Raw genomic sequence first — 16,458 nt, forward strand, 5'->3', positions numbered from 1 at the left:
CGCGCTCCCTGCGAGGGCTGGCTCGAAATGGCCAGTCAAGTGTTAACGCCGATACTCCGTGGCTGGACGTAATGTACAACGGGGATTTTGCGGTTAGAAGGGTGTGGCTATATGCCATTATTTTGGGCGTAACGAAGCTTACTGCGGTGCTTCCATCTTTGTCCGAGGTGTCCCATTGGCGTTATGTTGATAGATCGCCTCTGGCTGCCCCCGATCATTGAAAAACACCTGGCCAATTCCCGCCGAGTTCCATAACCGTTCACCCGCCCGGGCGTGTTCTGGAATATGCGGTACCACCTGCATGGGGCGGCGACGGGTCAGCCAGTTCAAGGGCGAGCGGGGCGAGTAGAGCCAGCGGTTGAGGCGGTCGAACCAGTCCAGCAAGCGTCTGGGGAATTCGTTCTTGATGCCGCTGCTGGTGATCTGCCAGATCTTTGGCCCGGCGTTGCGGTGGCGGATCAACACTTCGTAGACGAACGAGTAGTGCACGTCACCCGACAGGATCACGTAATTGCCTGGGGTGCGCGAGTGTCGAAAAATATTCAGGATCACTTGGGCGGCACCGCGATGGGCCATCCAGTTTTCGGCGTCCACCAGCAGTGGGTAGCCGCACCAGCTGAAGGCTTTTTGTACGGTCTCGATCAGCTTCACCCCAAAAACGGGTGCCGGTGAAACGATGATCGCCGAAGGGTGGTCCAGCAGTTCCTGTTGCAGTTCGCTCAAGGCCTCCCAGTCCAGCAGGCCGGACGGTTGCTTGAGGTTGAACTCGCTGCGCCAGCGCCGGGTGCGGGTGTCGAGCACCACCAGTGCAGGCGTGGTGGGCAGTACGTAATGCCATTGCTGGAACTTCAGCAGATCATCAATCAGTTGGTCCTGGGCATGAGCGTTCAGGTAGTTATCGCGGGCCTGGGCGGTGAGGGCGCAGGTTTGGCTGAGTACGTCCTTAAAAGCGTCCGGGTTATTGCCCCAGCCCTGGCACAGCATATAGGCCAGCAGGGCGTTGCCGATAATGCGTTTGGAGAAGGGATGACCGTAGGCGGTTTCTTCCCATTGCGCGCTGAGGTTCCAGTCGTCGGTGATGTCATGATCGTCGAAGATCATCAGGCAGGGCAGGTGGGCAAGCACCCTGGCCACTCCGTTCAAACCGTCGCGAAATTTATCAATCTGCACCTGCTCGCGGGCATAGCGCGCCTGTTCTTCGGGCGTCAGTTGCGGAGCTTGCGGCGTGATCAGGGTCCAGGGCGTTGGCGACCACACCAGTAGGTACATGGCCATCACTTCGGCAAAGGTCACCAAGTGATTGTCGGCGCTACTGCTGGTGAAAATCGGTTTTTTCACGCCGCCGAAAAAACGCTCGCGCAGGGTTTCGTTACGCTTCAGGGCGGGCAGCAGGTCGGCGCGATGGTAGTAACTGGCCGGGTGCTCGTAGAGCTTCGCGCTGTCGTCCACGACAGCACCATCCAGGTGTTCGCCGAACAGGCCAAGACGCTCGATCAATTGGTGAATAGCCCGCAGCATCGGCCCCGCCACATCATCGGCGTAGACCTGATCGCCACTCATCATCAGCAACGCCGGACGTTCAGCCGGTGTGTGGGCTTCGGCCAACAAGCGGTCCACGCATAATAAGCCTTCATCGGCGCAGTGGTGCGGTTTACGGCAGGAACCGTGCATCAGTTGGTGAATATGGCTGTGCAGGACAAAATTCGGGTTTTGCGCGTTTGCGTACATCAGGTGCGGCGCCCATTGGGCGATACCGGATGGGTGACCTTGGGCTTCGGTGATCAGCAGGTCATAGCCGATGGTTACGTCTTGGGGCAGGGCGTCGGCCAATGCCACATCGATCAGGTGGATAAAGGCTTGGCGTCCCACAGGAACAACTTGGCAGCGCGTAGCATCCAGTTCGAGATCGAGGGTTTGCCCTGGCAGTTGCAGCCTCAGGCTCAACGCCAGTGCCTGACTTCCCACCAGCCACAGCACCAGGCGCCCGGGTTCCAGGCGACGTAGCAGCGGGCCGGCAAGCACGGCGGGCAGTGTGTCGGGTTGAGACATGCAGGAAGTGGCTCTGTGCAAGGTTGGACCGGCAAGGGTAGCGCAGCGGATGTCAGTGTTTTGTTAAGGCGGGTTCAAAGCAAAACAGAGAACTGCGCGAAGGCACAGTTCTCTGCCCTGATTATTTAAAGGAGGTTGCCACGACCGAGGCTGTCCAACCCTCCGGAGCTTTTTGGCCTGTCGTTGGCCGATGGGCCGCTGAAGTCAATCGCTGACCCCTCGACACGCGGCTGTTCAATGCTGCGCTTGTTACGTACAGGCGCTTGTTCGTCATTTTTGGGAAAGTTGTTGTATACGTTTCCAATAGAGGGGGTAGTGACGTTAAACATGGACGTTTTCCTTCTGTAAGAATGGATTTTCCCGATAGGCAACCCAGGGGCAATCAGCCGTCTGGTTATCAAGAAGAGCGTGAACTTACAGAGGGAGGGAGGGCCGAGATATAAACGCCTCGCGTCAAATTATGACGCTAGAAACCGGGTGTCAGAGCGGTTGCTTATCGCTGTGGCCGAGGTCTCTCCTTGGTCAATCAGCCAGCGCAATACGTCCTCCACCGCGACGCTGTACTGGCGCTCGACCCAGCGCACACCCTGAGGGCTGTACTGTTCCATATAGCGGTTGAGCACCAGTCGGCTCTGATCGGACGAAAGGTGCAGACGGGTTTCCCGGCACAGCAGGGCATTGGCGCCCCGTTTGCGTACGTGATGTTGCAGGAGCAGCGAGCCAGGTTCAGAAATCATCGCCAGCCTCCTTCGCGCAGCGGTCGGCCTGGGGAGCCGTGAGCCCTTGCTTGCCCTCAAGCACATAAGCGGCGCGGTGTTCCGCCACCACGTTACGCAGCGCACTGTAGTAATCCGGCAGCCGTTGCAGGCTGTCAGTCAGCGGCAGCAAGGATGCCCGGGTGTCTATCGTGCCACCCACCAGGCTGATGGTGTCCAGGGTCCGTACGGTATCGCTGTCTCCCAGTGGCGCCACCAGGAAATTCAACACCTTGCCCACTGCATCACGGCTGTTGCCGGTGCCCAGCAATGGCAATTCGACGATCGGGCCATTGCCGATGCCCCACACACCGAAGGTCTGGCCGAAATCGGAAGTGTGGCGGGGGATACCCAGTGGGTCGGAGACGTCAATCAGGCCGATGATCCCCACCGTCGTATTCACTGCGAAGCGCCCCAGGGTGTTGACCGAACGTCGTGCATTGCCCTGCAGCAGATCGTTGATAAACACCTTGGGCTCGCTGAAGTTGCTGGCGAAGTTATGCACACCCTGCTGGAAAAAGTCCGGCAGGTAGCGATAGCCGCGGGCCACAGGGGCCAGGGCATAGTCATCAACGGCTCGGTTGAAGGCAAAGACGCCACGGTTGACCGGTTCGGCGGGGTCATACACCGGGTAGGAAACCTGTGCACAACGGGTAGTACTCGCCACTGGGGCCGGGCTGGTACAGCCTGCCAGGTAAGACAGGGTCAACAGCAGCGCCGCCTGGCGGGCCAGGCGCGGGGAATACGTCAGCGAGCGCATTGGCACGGTCTCCGAAAAAAGGAAGCCGATGCTGGCATTCGCGGTTTGCGCAAAGATGTCTGCTTTATTGCGGAACTGACGCTTTGTTGCACGGTTGAAATATATGACGGGCCGCGTCTAATGGTTTTAGATAGCGGCTTTGACCAGCCCAAGTGATACCACCGGTGAGCAACCTTTTAATTGTCGATGATGACCTTGAAGTCCTCGCGCTCCTGAAGAAATTCTTTCTGCAACATGGCTATACGGTCGAGACCGCCGCCAATGGCACCGACCTGTGGGCAGCCATGGAGCGCCAGCCTGCGGACCTGATTATTCTCGACCTCATGTTGCCGGGGGATAACGGCCTGCTGCTGTGCCAGCGCCTGCGCCAGCAATACGCAACCCCGGTGATTATGCTGACGGCCATGGGCGAGCTCAGTGACCGGGTGGTGGGCCTGGAAATGGGTGCCGATGATTACCTGAGTAAACCCTTCGATGCCCGCGAACTGCTGGCTCGGGTGCGTGCGGTACTGCGTCGCGCCGGTGAAAACCATCCCGCCGTGGGTGATGTCATGCGACCATTGATCCGCTTCGACGGCTGGCAGTTGGACCTGACTCGTCGTGAACTGCGCTCGCCGGATCAGGTGATGATTGCACTGTCGTCCGGTGAATTCGACCTGCTGCTGGTATTTGTCGAGAACCCCCAGCGGGTCCTGACCCGCGAGCAGCTATTGAACCTGGCACGCGGCAACCGCCACGATGCTTTCGACCGCAGCATCGACGTCCAGGTGAGCCGCCTGCGACGCAAGCTGGAGTTCGACACCAAGCGCCCGGCGATGATTCGCACCGTGCGCAACGGTGGTTACCAGTTCACTGTCAGCGTGACCCGATCATGATTATTCGTCGCCCGCGGGACACCGTAGCCCGCTGGATTGCCCTGACCATCCTGATTGCCATGTTCACGGCCCTGGCCCTCAACGCACTGTTTGTCCAGTTGGCGGGTGTGTGGGCCCGTCCGCCACTGAGTGAAACCGGTTTATTGGACAAGGTGGCGGTGATTGTTCGAATAGTCGAAACAGCCGAGCCCAGCCAACGCCCCAGCCTGTCCCAATCAGCCGGTGATGGAGGTTTCAGTGTGAGTTGGTCGCTCAATCGCGAGCGCTTCGATCTGCCAGCCTTGAAGGCTTCTGATTTTCACACCGGCGAAGAAGTTTTCGGGTCGGTGCTCAGGTGGCCACAACGGCGAGTCGAAGGCTATGAGCCGACCGACTGGCCAGGTTCCGGCGGGCACTACGCTTTGCTGGTGGAGCTGACTGATCACTCTTGGCTGATGTTCAGCGCACCCTCGCGCAGTTGGGGGTTGGCAGAAGGGCCGCGCAGCTTGATCGTGCTGGTCCTGGTGCTGATTTCCACTGCGCTGGTGACGTTGGTTGCCACCCGCCGCCTGGCCCGGCCCCTGCAGCATTTCGCCCTGGGTGCCCGGCGTTTTGGCGCAGATTACCGGGCGCCACCCATCGATCCGGTCGGTCCCCACGAAATTCGCCAGGCGATTCTGGCCTTCAATGGCATGCAGGCCCAGTTGCAACACTTCATCCAGGACCGCACGCAGATGCTCGCGGCGATCTCCCACGATCTGCGCGCACCCTTGACCCGCTTGCGGCTGCGGGGTGAATTCATTGAGGACAGCGACCAGCAGCAAAAGCTGTTCCGCGACGTCGATGAAATGCAGGCCATGATCCACACCGCGTTGGAATTCTTCCGTGACGACGCGCGTCTTGAACAGGCCACCCAATTGGACCTGGCGGAGCTGCTGCAAACCTTGGTGGACGATTACCGCGACCAGTCCATCGACATCACCTTCAGTGGGCCGCCGCGCCTGGTGTATTTCGGGCGGCCCCTGGGGCTCAAGCGGGTCATGACCAACTTGATGGAGAATGCCATCCACTATGGGGGTGCACCCGAGATTGAACTGCACCAACGCGCGGGGGAGGTTGTCATTCACGTGCTGGACCGCGGTCCGGGAATTCCCACGGCCTTTCACGAGCAAGTGTTCCTGCCGTTTTTCCGCCTGGAAGGCTCGCGCAACAAAAGCACCGGCGGGGTCGGGTTGGGGCTTTCCACTGCGCGGGCGATAGTGCTGGAGCATGGTGGGACGCTGACGCTGGCGGATCGCCAAGGCGGTGGGCTGGAAGTGATGGTGGTATTACCGGTCTAGGTGATATTGCGAGGTTATCAAATGGGGCGGCAGGGCCGACTGCACGCAATCGATCAAGCGTTCGACACTCCATGGCTTGGGAAGAAAGTGTACGGTGGTGCCCAATTGCTCCGCCATCACGGTGTCCCCCGAGGTCAGCAGCACCGGCAACGAAGGCCAGCGATGAGCGACCACCTTGCTCAAGTCATAGCCATTGAGCAGGCCCGGCATCTGGATATCGCTGACAATCAAGTCCACCGGATCGCTCGTGCGCTCTAGAAACGTCATGCCTTCGTCCGCCGAGGGGAAAGACGTCACGCGCGCACCGAAGTCTTCCAGCACCTCCACCATCAACGCACGAATGATCTCGTCGTCTTCCAGTACCAAAATCGATGGCTGAGCCATGATCACTACTCCACCATCGGGGTTCAATAGGGTGGAGTCGGGCGTGATGGAATAGGTTCGATTGAATGTTTTTTATTAGATGGATGGTCATTTGGCTGGCTTTCAACCCACAGGGGGCATGGCTTGCAGGCCCGCTGCAGGATGCGTCAGGCTACCGTCGCCACCAGAAGATAGACCTCACAAACCCATGCTTATCGTGATTCGCCTTGCCACTCCCGATGACGCCGAATTTCTGCCCGCGATTGAGCGTTCGGCCGCCCAGACCTTTCGTCTCATCGAGGGTCTGAGCTGGCTTGCCGAGGCCGGGGTGATGAGTGCTGAGCGTCATCGTCAACTGATCACGCTGTCTACTTGCTGGGTGGCGGTTGACGCTGATAATCAGCCCCAGGGCTTTTTGAGTGCGCAGTTGTATGGCGAGGATCTACACATCCATGAACTGTCCGTCATACAGACCCTGCAAGGCCAAGGAGTCGGGCGGCAATTGGTCGAGGCCACGATGGACGCAGCAAGGTCGCGACATCTGCGCGCGGTGACCTTGACTACGTTCTGCGATGTTCCCTGGAATGCGCCGTTTTACCAGCGACTGGGGTTTGAGCGGGATTCGTTGGTGAAGCCGGATCCGCGTCTGACGCAGATTCTACGTGATGAATATGGCCATGGTTTTGCCCCGGACAGTCGTTGCGCCATGGTGCGGCGCGTATCGCGATAGAATCGGCGGTCTTTTGTTGCCAGCCCTATCTGATCGGGAGCCACCCATGAAATACGCTGCCCTATTAACCTGCGCCCTGACGCTCACAGCAGGGTTGTTCAGTACCCCGTTATTGGCAGCCGGCGATGCCGAGGCCGGCGGGAAGCTGTTCAGCAAAACCTGCGGCGGCTGCCATAGTATTGGTGTTAACGCCCGCGGCGGTTTCGGGCCAGAGCTCAATGGGATTATTGGGCGGCCGGCGGGGACCACCACGGACTATCAGTACTCCGACGCGATGAAAAACTCAGGCGTCGTGTGGACGCGGGAAAAACTGGCGGCTTATATCGAGGCACCGAAGAAAGTCGTGAGTGGCACCCGGATGATTTTTTGGGGCATCAGTGATCCGGAGAAGATCGAGAATTTGCTGGCGTACCTTGAGACGTTTCAGCCGCAGTGATTAAGTGTCTACGGTGGCGCGACCCCGGGTATACCCCGGGGGCAGGGCAAGTGCAGCGATAATTACTGATTCATGTTCCGGCAGGAATATAAGTTTGCTGCGAGTTACAGCGGGTTCCTATCTGAAGTGCTGAATCGTCCGTATAAGCCGTTCCATCGGGGCTGACTCGGTAGAAAACTTCATGCAGGTACTGCTTGCCATCTTGAATGAAGCAGCGGAATGACGCGTTTGCGGGAAATGCTTTTTTGAGGTCATCAAACATCACGCTATGGCCTATCCAGGCTTCAAACATCGGCTTGTTGTAGTCGACTACTTTCCTGAGCGTCACGAGGTCATTGAAATAGTCCTCCTCGGTCTTACCGGAGCAGGTTCCATGCTTTTTCCATTCGTGCCTGAACATGCCTTGCGGGTTGGTGGTGACCAGTTTGGCAATCTCAGGTTTACGCGCAATGCTTTCCAGTTTGTCCTCGCTGATCGCGCACTCTGTGTCTAGCTTGCAGCTTGGAGATGTGTTGCAGAAAGCGGGGTGGCGGTTGGTTTTCTCAGGGGTGCTGTTGTTATACGGCCATATACCATGGGTGAGGAATGTTTGCGGTGGTTTGTTACAGCCTGCTGTATCGGGTTTCAACTGGCAGAAGCTGGGCTGCCAGGTAACAGAATAGACCCAGTATTGGTAACCCATATCGCTGGGGGTGATTTCCTCGTTGGCATCCAGTGCCTGAGCACCATTGCAGATTAGAACGGTTGCAATGGCTGCCACGAATCTATGCATTAATTTCATGGTCCTGCTCCCTGACCTGGCGATCAGGTTGATCGCCTCCTGGAGCCCATGGTTGCCCGTAGTTGCACAAAAATCTACTGTCAGAAACAACAGGTGCCTGGCGAAAGTTATTGGGCCGCCCCCACTGTTGCGCGAATAACTTCCCAGGGAATCGAACTACGATTTGGGAGCCTCAGTCTGCTGGTCAATTGCTAACTACCTTCAGCGGACATTGCGAAACAGCATCAACCGCGCACTTTCATGCAGCCCGCGAGTCAGTCCCTGCAAGCGCTGAAACTCCTCCGGGTACTGCTGCGCCACATCCTCGCGGGGTGTTTGCGAGGCCAGGTCATGCAAGGTCGGCGAACTGCCGTCGTGCTCCATCTGTAATAAAAAGTCCTGGGTCACGCCGCCAATCAGCGGGAACGTCCCCTCACGTAATACCAGTGGTACTACACGCTCACCCTCCGGCGCAGGCTGCTGGATGTCGCGCCCCATGGCGCCATTGCGAAAAGGCATGCCGGCCATCCCGGCCACGGTGGGCAGCAAGTCCGCCAGGCCCACGGCCTCTTCAATCACTTTGGGCTGCAAACGCCCTGGCGCATGAATCAGCATCGGTACGTTGTTGCTTTCCAGCCCTAGCTGTTCGAAGGCTGGCGCCATATGCGGGATCTGGCTGATGCGGGTGTTGTGGTCGCCGAAGAACACGAAGATGGTGTTGTCGTAGTAACCGCCGGCCTTGGCGATCTCCATCAGGCGCCCGATGTTGTAGTCCAGCAAGCGTACGGCGTTGTATTGCTCGACGCTGCGCGAGCCTGCGGCCTGAACCTGTTCCAGGGTCAAGTCGTGGACCACGAAGCCATCGTTGTCCTTGGGAATGGTGAACGGTCGATGGTTGCCGGAGGTTTGCAGGTAGGCAAAGAACGGCTGGTCCTTGGGCACGGCGCGCAGCAATTGGTCGCTTTCTTTGAACAGGTCCAGATCGGAGATGCCCCACACGTCTACTCGTGGCGAGCGCCAGTTGCTTTCCTCATACAGCTTCACGCCGTCGATGCTCTGGCGGATCAATGCGTTGATATTGGCCCAGCCAGCGTTGCCGCCGATCATGTAGAACTTCTGGTAGCCCTCGAACGCATTGATCAGCGAGTGTTGCCGGGTAATCAGCGGGTGACGTGTCGCGGTCTCCTGGCGGGTGACGTCGGGCACGCCGGTGATGCTGGCCCAGACGGTCTTGGCGGTGCCGGTGACGGGCACGTAGAAGTGCTTGAAGAACCAGCTTTCAGTGGCCAGTTTGTCGAGGTTTGGCGTCGGGTTCAGCGGATTGCCGTAGGCACCCACGGCGCTGGTGCCCAGGGATTCGAGCATGACGAAGATCACGTTGGGCGGGCGTTCGCCAGCGAATCGATAAGGCTGCACGCCTTGCTCGCGAACGAAGTTCAGTTGCTGCGCGTCCGGTTGGCTCACGCCCAGGTAGTGGGCGACTTGTGGATAATGCTCGCGCACTTGTGCCTCGTCGAATTGCGACTGGCCGGCTTTGAGCGTGTCATATAAAAACAGCACCGGGTTCAGGCCCACGGCGGCGACCTGGTTGTTGCCGGAAAAAAATGCATCGCTCCAGCGCAGGGGCACCGGGTTTTCGAGATTCAGGTTGGCGACGCGCCCGAGCAGGGCCAGCAGGACTGCGATTACGCCGACCACGGCGACAGACGCAATGGCCAGCTTGCCGATGGCCTGAGGTTCGCGATCCAGGGTGATCCGCTCAAGGCGAATCAGTGCCCAGGTCCAAAGCGAGGCGGCGGCGAGCCAACTCAAGGTTATCCACAGCACCGGGTAGGTTTCCCAAACCATTTGTTGGGAGATCTGCGCATCTTCCAAGTAACGCAGCACCGTGGCGTTGATACGCACACCGAGGTAGGCGTAGTGGCCGAAGTCGATGATATACACCAGTCCGACGACACTCAGCGCCAGCAACAGGTAACCCCGCGCCAGCCAGCGCAACGCCGGTAACGTCAGCAGGTTCCAGCGCGGCAGCCAGGCGAGCAGAGCCAGCGGCAGCAGCATCAGCACCGCCAGGCGCAGGTCGAAACGCAGGCCGATGCCCAAGGTTTCCAACAGCGCAGGCGTGCGCAGATCAACGCCGGAAAAGCCCAGCACAAATATCAGCCGTAGCCCGACCAACAGCGCAAATACCAGCCCGATCGCGCCCGCGCCGTAGCGCAGGCGGCGTGATTGCAACCAACCCATCATTGACCTCTTTTTTTCCAATCTATAGAACGAAGCAGATCCAGTGTGGGAGCTGGCTTGCCTGCGATGGCGGAGTATCAGTCAATAGAAATGCCGACTGGCACACCGTCTTCGCAGGCAAGCCAGCTCCCACATTTGATCTTCATTGTTTCGCCGGGAGTGCTCGGCTTGGTATTTGATGCCGGCGCAGCCAAACGGCCATCGCCAACATCCACACCCCAGCCACCAGGCAATAACCCGCCAGCAGCGGATCAATCACATAGTCCCAATAGTTTTCCGACGCCTTAAGCCGCAAAGCGAACGCCAGCGTGCCCACCGCCAGCATCCACACCGCCAGGGTATTGCGCAGCGCCAGCATCACCAGCGCCGCCACGCCCATCAGCACGATCATCGGCCTAGGATTGAAGCCCCAACGGTAAGGATCGAAATAGGTCAGTCCCAGGGTGGCTGGATACAGCATCAGGCTCAGCACGCCAAACAGCAGCAGGACTTGCACCCGATGCCGGCCATTAAGCGGCCGCACCACCCCCAATCGGCACAGGCCCACCCACGCCAATAACACCAAGGTGCTGATGGCCAAGTCATCGGTAAAACTGCGCACATAGGCCGCCAGCGGCAACTCATTGATCGGGATAAAACTCGCCAGCGCCAGCAGTGGCAACAACCACGGCCGCCAGGGCGCGGTAAAGCGCAGCGCGCTCAACAACACAAAACCCAGCAGGACAAAACTCAAATGGGCTTGCCACAAAGAAACCATCACAGACGCTCCGCCAGCCAGGCCTCGTTGAAGCTGACATGTTTGATAAAGGTGTTATTCCACGAGTAGACCAAGTGGTACATGCCGTCCGGGCTGCGGCTGAAGTACGGGTACTCGTATTCGAATTCGCAGCCTCGGGGTTTGCACACCCGGTAATCCAGGCTGCTGAGGAAGCGTTGCTCCATGGGTAAACGCAGGGCGCCGCTGGAGGCGCGGAAACCTTCGCCGATGATTTCCTTGTAGGCCTCTGGAGAGAACGGTTGGCCCAACGGGTCTGGCGACTGGTCCAGCTCCACCACGTTACGCCACTGATTGAGCCCGGCGTTGGTGCCGTACAGGCTGAGTTTGAAGCGCCCGTCCTGCAGATCATTGAGGGCTACCAGCAGTCCGTCGTTGGCCATGCCCACCGCCGCCAGCGACGAGTTTGGATTGGACGGCTCCAGCGGATACGGCTCGCTCCACGTCTGCCCGGCGTCTTCGGTGCGGCTGGCGAGAATGCGGTGATGGGTCTCACCGGCGTAACGCAGCATGGCGATAGCACGTTGCCCATCCTGCGGAACGATAGTCGGTTGCAGCGAATGCTTGCCACGGCTGATGCGGAATTTATCGATCACCGCACCGTCGGCGCTCAAATACAGGTACTCGGCAAACTTGCCCATGAACTCGTGATACACCGGCAGGCCAATGGACCCGTCGGCATGGAACACCGGCGCGGCGCGCACCAGGGTGCTGATGTTGAAGAACGGCGACGTGATCAATTGACGAGGTGGCGACCAGTTCGTCCCCAGGTCGTCGGAAACCATCACATTGATCGCGCTGGTGGCCCAACCACCGACGGACACCGAGACATAAAACATCCACAGGCGATTGTCCGGCGCCAGGGCAATCACCGGATTGCCCAGTTTGCGAATGTAGCGGTGGGTGCCGTCGCGGGTGCTTTCCCGAGTGGCCAGCACTTGTTCGGCGCCCCATTCGCCGCTGTTGGCGTCAAAACGTGCGGTACGCACCTGCACATCGGCGGCGCCTTCACGGGAGCCGGCAAACCATACCGCCATCAGGTCGCCGCCGGGCAGGGCGGTCACGGAGGAGGAGTGGACAAAGTCCGTGAGTTGCGAGGAGACGAAGCGGCTGCTGTATTGCGGGGCTGCTGCCACTGCTGAGGCAGACTGGCTCGCTTGGGCAAACGGGGCCAACACATGGGGTGGATGGCTTTGCCAGGCGGCAAAAAATACCGCTAGCAGGCTGCAGATCAATAAAGGCGCGCGTAGGGAACGCTTGTCGAAAAAAGGTTTACTGCGCACGGAAACATTCTCAACAGACGTGGGATGTTCCACTGTGCAAAACCAACCTTAGCGAAAGCTTAGTTAGCAACGATACGTAACATCTTTCCCGGAATACTCCCCGCTGGAACCCGGCATGATGCGGCGGTTTCCTACAGAGAGTCCGCTATGCGCCTACTCCTCGTCGAAGATGACCGTGCCCTCGGCCAGGGGATTCGCGTGGCCCTGAGCGCCGAAGGCTACACTCTGGACTGGCTGCACGATGGTGTCAGCGCGTTGCATGCCCTGCGCAGTGAAAGCTTTGACCTGCTGCTGCTCGACCTCGGCCTGCCGCGCCTCGACGGCCTGGCGCTGCTGCAACAACTGCGCGCCGAGCAACAGGACCTGCCGGTGCTGATCCTCACCGCCCGTGACGACACCGCTGATCGTATTGCCGGCCTCGATGCCGGCGCCGACGATTACTTGGTCAAACCCTTTGACGTCGAAGAATTCAAGGCCCGGGTCCGCGCCCTGTTGCGCCGCAGCCAGGGGCGAGCGCAACCGTTGCTGGAGCACGCTGGCGTCAGCCTCGACCCGGCGACCCAACAAGTCAGCTACCAGGGCCAGGACATCGTCGTCACGCCCATGGAATACCAATTGCTCCACCAACTGATGGCGCGCCCCGGCAAAGTCGTCACCCGCGAGCGCCTGTCCCGCGCGCTATATGGCTGGCAAGACAGCGTCGAGAGCAACACCCTCGAAGTGCTGATCCACAACCTGCGTAAAAAACTCTCCACCGAACTGATCCGCACCGTTCGTGGCGTCGGCTATGTGGTGGAACTCAAGCCATGAACTCGGTCCGTGCACGCATCCTCATCCCGGTGCTGGTACTGATCCTGCTGGGCGACGCCCTGATCAGTTGGCTGGTGCTGCGGGACAGCCATCATGAAATCGAAGAAGTCTACGACGCCCAACTTGGCCAAAGTGCCCGTCTGCTGCAAAGCGTGCTGCGTCAGCGCGACCCTGGCGACGCCGACTGGGACCGTCTCTATCAGGCCTTCGACCATGCCATGAGCCGCGTGGGTGAAGACGGCGCAGCACATCCCTACGAAACTCGCCTGACGTTCCAGGTGTGGCGCACCGACGGCCAATTGCTCGTGCGCTCCACCGAAGCGCCGATCCTCGATGCACCGCCCACCACGTTCGGGTCCCACGACATCACGGAAAATGGCAACGATTGGTGCGCCTTCCTCCTGGCCGATCCGCAACAAGGCGTGCTGATCTGGGTGGGTGAACGCGACGACATTCGCCAGGACGTGATCGAGCGCATCGTGCGGCACACGTTATGGCCGAGCCTTATCGGCGTACCTCTGTTGGCCGTGCTCATCTGGCTGGCCATCGGCTGGGGCCTCAAACCCCTGCGCGCCATGGCCCAGGCGATTCGTGGGCGTAATACCAATACGTTGCAACCCTTGCAACTTGAGCCATTACCCGCAGACCTGGAGCCGATGCAAACCGCGTTGAATCGGCTGCTGGTGCAGATTGATGAGTTGCTGGCGCGCGAGCGGCGGTTCATTGCCGATGCGGCGCATGAGTTGCGTACGCCGCTGGCGATATTGCGCATTCATGCGCAGAACGCCCAGAGAGCAGGGACTGAGGAACAGCGTCGAGAGGCATTGGATTTTCTGGTGAATGGCGTGGACCGGGCGACGAGAATTGGTAGCCAGTTGCTGACCATGGCGCGCATCGAGCCGCAGTTGAACAACCCGGTTCGCGTGCGTGTGCAATTGACGGCGTTGGTGCGGGAGGAGTTAGCGGAGTTGACACCCCTGGCAATGGAGAAAGGCGTTGAGCTGGTGCTGGAAGGGGATGAAGCATGTTGGGTTGAAACCGAGCCGATGGCGCTGGCGATTGCATTGCAGAATCTAGTGACCAATGCGCTGAATTTCTCGCCAGTGGGGAGCGAGGTGAGGGTGGTGGTCAAGGTGCTGGATTCCGGGGTGGTGCATCTGTGCGTGGAGGATGCGGGACCGGGGATTGAAGAGCAGGAGATGGGACGATTATTTGAGCGGTTTTATAGCCAGGGGAACGCCAACGGCGCGGGGTTGGGGCTGGCGATTGTCGAGATGATCGTGGGGAAGATTGGGTGTGGGTTGGAGTTGTATAACCTGGAGGCAGGTGGGTTGTGCGCGCGGGTGAGTTTCAGTTCCTGTGGGGTTGAGCCTGCGGGAATATCACGCCGTTGAAGGTGTGGGTGCAGCAGTCGCAAAACGGTTTCATGCGTTCTGCATTTAACTGCGGATTGACCTTCTGCAGCAGGCCTGTTTTATCGACGTACAGTCCGCTGTAGTAGGTTGATTCACCCACTCGCACGTACTCTGTTTTATCGGCGTCGTGTAGGGCAACCATCCAGAATACCGGCTCAGGCCGATCCAGGCGGGCATTGGCTTCGCTGAAAACTTCATCCCATTGATGACCGACCTTGGACAGCAAAAATCTGAATAGCGGTGTGTAATCAAAGCCATGTCGGTGATGGCTGTGCATCGAGCCACGGTTGGACAAAGAGCTTTTTTCGCTTTTGCTGTGGCGTTCATGTCGATAGGCGCGAAAGCTACCATGGCGCACATTCCGGGTTCGAGTGTTGACTGAGCGATAGAGAGGGGGCTTTTTCATTGGGTTCCTTTTATGGCTGCTTGGCGGGTTGGGGTGGCCATTTACCTTGGTAGCGGAAAGATATTTGGTAATCGAACTGCTCGGGTTCAATCACATGCTGGAAGTGCGGTTGGATAATCGCTATCCAGATTGGAAGAACATTGAATACGTCGGCATATATCGCAGGTTCCTGGTTCAAACCTAATGCCTCAAAAAAGCTGTCTCCATCATCAAGCTCTGCCGAGTATTCATCCGCTTTAACGTCATTGCTGTGCTTGTCGTACCATCGCAATCTGACTTTCATAACCATTCTGGATTCTCCGCGTTATCTGTAAATTCGGCGCTCTGGTTTTGCTGGGCCTCGACGCTCGCCGGTGTAGGGGTCGAATGCACCGAGGTGACTAAGGTCACTGTTTCGATAAGCTTCTAATTCGCCTTTTTTGGAATCCCATTCATAGAGTTTCCTCCCTTTAGCATCTATCCAACGCTCACGTAAGCCGCTCCCGCCTTGCCTTGGCGTCACGGGTCTTTGTTCTATCAGGCCTGGGAAGCCCGTTATGTCTTCAGTTTTGGGTGCAGGAAAGTAATCATGGTCCGGGTTTCTCAACCCCTTCCGAGGTTCGTTAACCACCACATATAGCGGCCTGACCCCCGACTCCACCGGAAACACCAGAATAAAATCCCGATACCCCGGCGGGTAAATAGGGTTCACCAAAATCTGCTTCGCCGCCTCAGTCGGCGGATAGATCCACATCACCGGGGCTTGCGGCGCAGCTTCTAATGCCGGAATGCCCAGGGTGTCGCCAGGATCAACGGCAGGTGTCCAAATCAGCTCCACACCTTCACCGAGATCCGCCACAAATTGACTGTCTCGGTTCTGGAACTGAACCACATCTATCATCTGCCAATCGGCATTCTTACCGGTGTAAAACCCATACCCCTTGAGTGTCCCGTCGGTGCTTTGCTCGACATGCAGGCGCATCTGCGAGCGGGCTTGTCGCAGGTTCCGGAGCTGGTCTTCGCTATAGAGCGCGCTGTCCCCAAGCTGTGACGGCCAAGCCAGCGCCACCAGCCCTGTCAACAGGCCTCCCGCTGCGGCACCGACGGTCGCCGCTGCTGACTCCAGCGCCGCCGTGCGCAACACAAGCTGGCCAAGCCCGACGGGCAGGGCGCTGCCACTGATCTTCTTGAGAGACACGCCGCCGCGGCTGTCCACCTCACGCCCGCCCAGTAGGGTGAAGTGGCCGTAATCCTTGATCAGCTCAAGCGGTACATAACCGCTCGGGTTGTTGTAGCTGATGATGCCGTTGGGCAGTTGGCACGACTTGGCGAATACGTAGCCTGGAACCTTGGTGGGTTCAGGCTTGGAAGCGGGGATGGTGTCGGGAACATCAATGAACGGTGAATAAGGCGCCCGCGAAGGTTGCGGGGTCAGAATTCGCTGTCTCAGCTGTTCTTTTTCGGTAATCGGATAAGCGCGTTCTGGCATGACTGGCTCA

The 16,458-nt window shown here is 58.8% G+C and carries 18 protein-coding genes; 6 read left to right on the forward strand and 12 right to left on the reverse strand.

What is annotated here, in order from left to right:
* Positions 1–138: 138 nt before the first annotated feature.
* From HKK55_RS01610 to HKK55_RS01625, 4 genes are all read right to left on the reverse strand, one after another.
* The gene (locus HKK55_RS01610; RefSeq protein ID WP_169353062.1) at positions 139–2,049 is read right to left on the reverse strand and encodes an alkaline phosphatase D family protein; all 1,911 of its coding nucleotides are present in this window, start codon (positions 2,047–2,049) and stop codon (positions 139–141) included.
* A 125-nt stretch (positions 2,050–2,174) separates the two neighbouring features.
* Positions 2,175–2,378: a hypothetical protein gene (locus HKK55_RS01615; RefSeq protein WP_169353063.1), complete on the reverse strand. Its 204-nt coding sequence runs from the start codon at positions 2,376–2,378 to the stop codon at positions 2,175–2,177.
* Between the two features lie 129 nt (positions 2,379–2,507).
* Positions 2,508–2,786 (reverse strand): hypothetical protein, encoded by a 279-nt coding sequence (locus HKK55_RS01620; RefSeq protein WP_169353064.1) that lies wholly within the window; start codon positions 2,784–2,786, stop codon positions 2,508–2,510.
* Complete coding sequence (locus tag HKK55_RS01625) at positions 2,776–3,564, reverse strand: VacJ family lipoprotein (RefSeq protein WP_169353065.1); 789 nt, start codon at positions 3,562–3,564, stop codon at positions 2,776–2,778. Before HKK55_RS01625 ends, HKK55_RS01620 begins: the two co-directional genes overlap by 11 nt.
* Before the next feature lie 164 nt (positions 3,565–3,728).
* Here HKK55_RS01625 and HKK55_RS01630 point away from each other — a divergent pair, with 164 nt between their 5' ends.
* Both HKK55_RS01630 and HKK55_RS01635 read left to right on the forward strand, forming a co-directional pair.
* On the forward strand, positions 3,729–4,439 hold the full coding sequence (locus HKK55_RS01630) for a response regulator (RefSeq protein WP_169353066.1): 711 nt from the start codon (positions 3,729–3,731) through the stop codon (positions 4,437–4,439).
* Positions 4,436–5,758 carry a cell wall metabolism sensor histidine kinase WalK gene (locus HKK55_RS01635; protein ID WP_169353067.1) on the forward strand — a complete coding sequence of 441 codons (1,323 nt, stop codon included), beginning with the start codon at positions 4,436–4,438 and terminating at the stop codon, positions 5,756–5,758. Before HKK55_RS01630 ends, HKK55_RS01635 begins: the two co-directional genes overlap by 4 nt.
* On the opposite strand, the gene HKK55_RS01640 is transcribed toward HKK55_RS01635, so the two are convergent.
* A complete protein-coding gene (locus HKK55_RS01640) occupies positions 5,747–6,142 on the reverse strand; it encodes a response regulator (RefSeq protein WP_169353068.1) in 396 nt (131 codons plus the stop codon). The two genes, HKK55_RS01635 and HKK55_RS01640, sit on opposite strands and share 12 nt — an antisense overlap.
* 187 nt (positions 6,143–6,329) lie before the next feature.
* On the opposite strand from HKK55_RS01640, the gene HKK55_RS01645 reads away from it, so the two are divergent.
* Both HKK55_RS01645 and HKK55_RS01650 read left to right on the forward strand, forming a co-directional pair.
* Positions 6,330–6,851, forward strand: coding sequence for a GNAT family N-acetyltransferase (locus HKK55_RS01645; protein WP_169353069.1), 522 nt, complete (start codon positions 6,330–6,332; stop codon positions 6,849–6,851).
* Positions 6,852–6,897: 46 nt separating this feature from the next.
* Positions 6,898–7,287, forward strand: a complete 390-nt coding sequence (locus tag HKK55_RS01650; RefSeq protein WP_169353070.1) for a cytochrome c family protein — start codon at positions 6,898–6,900, stop codon at positions 7,285–7,287.
* A gap of 70 nt (positions 7,288–7,357) precedes the next feature.
* Here the strand turns inward: HKK55_RS01650 and HKK55_RS01655 are convergent, their stop codons facing one another.
* The 4 genes from HKK55_RS01655 to HKK55_RS01670 form a co-directional block, all read right to left on the reverse strand.
* The gene (locus HKK55_RS01655) at positions 7,358–8,068 is read right to left on the reverse strand and encodes a hypothetical protein (protein ID WP_169353071.1); all 711 of its coding nucleotides are present in this window, start codon (positions 8,066–8,068) and stop codon (positions 7,358–7,360) included.
* Between the two features lie 201 nt (positions 8,069–8,269).
* Entirely contained in the window at positions 8,270–10,291 is a 2,022-nt protein-coding gene (locus tag HKK55_RS01660; protein WP_169353072.1) for an LTA synthase family protein, read from the reverse strand.
* Positions 10,292–10,433: 142 nt separating this feature from the next.
* The gene (locus HKK55_RS01665) at positions 10,434–11,048 is read right to left on the reverse strand and encodes a hypothetical protein (protein ID WP_169353073.1); all 615 of its coding nucleotides are present in this window, start codon (positions 11,046–11,048) and stop codon (positions 10,434–10,436) included.
* Positions 11,048–12,301 carry an exo-alpha-sialidase gene (locus HKK55_RS01670; RefSeq protein ID WP_169357765.1) on the reverse strand — a complete coding sequence of 418 codons (1,254 nt, stop codon included), beginning with the start codon at positions 12,299–12,301 and terminating at the stop codon, positions 11,048–11,050. The genes HKK55_RS01665 and HKK55_RS01670 overlap by 1 nt, the downstream gene beginning before the upstream one ends.
* 195 nt (positions 12,302–12,496) lie before the next feature.
* On the opposite strand from HKK55_RS01670, the gene HKK55_RS01675 reads away from it, so the two are divergent.
* Both HKK55_RS01675 and HKK55_RS01680 read left to right on the forward strand, forming a co-directional pair.
* The gene (locus tag HKK55_RS01675) at positions 12,497–13,159 is read left to right on the forward strand and encodes a response regulator (RefSeq protein WP_169353074.1); all 663 of its coding nucleotides are present in this window, start codon (positions 12,497–12,499) and stop codon (positions 13,157–13,159) included.
* On the forward strand, positions 13,156–14,553 hold the full coding sequence (locus tag HKK55_RS01680; protein ID WP_169353075.1) for an ATP-binding protein: 1,398 nt from the start codon (positions 13,156–13,158) through the stop codon (positions 14,551–14,553). The genes HKK55_RS01675 and HKK55_RS01680 overlap by 4 nt, the downstream gene beginning before the upstream one ends.
* Here HKK55_RS01680 and HKK55_RS01685 read toward each other — a convergent pair.
* From HKK55_RS01685 to HKK55_RS01695, 3 genes are read right to left on the reverse strand one after another with little or no spacing between them, the layout of a single operon-like run.
* Positions 14,510–14,980, reverse strand: a complete 471-nt coding sequence (locus HKK55_RS01685) for a hypothetical protein (protein ID WP_169353076.1) — start codon at positions 14,978–14,980, stop codon at positions 14,510–14,512. The two genes, HKK55_RS01680 and HKK55_RS01685, sit on opposite strands and share 44 nt — an antisense overlap.
* A 10-nt stretch (positions 14,981–14,990) precedes the next feature.
* Positions 14,991–15,269, reverse strand: coding sequence for a colicin E3-like toxin immunity protein (locus tag HKK55_RS01690; RefSeq protein ID WP_169353077.1), 279 nt, complete (start codon positions 15,267–15,269; stop codon positions 14,991–14,993).
* A gap of 15 nt (positions 15,270–15,284) precedes the next feature.
* Positions 15,285–16,448: an S-type pyocin domain-containing protein gene (locus HKK55_RS01695; protein ID WP_169353078.1), complete on the reverse strand. Its 1,164-nt coding sequence runs from the start codon at positions 16,446–16,448 to the stop codon at positions 15,285–15,287.
* Between the last annotated feature and the right edge of the window lie 10 nt (positions 16,449–16,458).

This window comes from Pseudomonas sp. ADAK18, from assembly GCF_012935695.1.
Lineage (GTDB): Bacteria > Pseudomonadota > Gammaproteobacteria > Pseudomonadales > Pseudomonadaceae > Aquipseudomonas.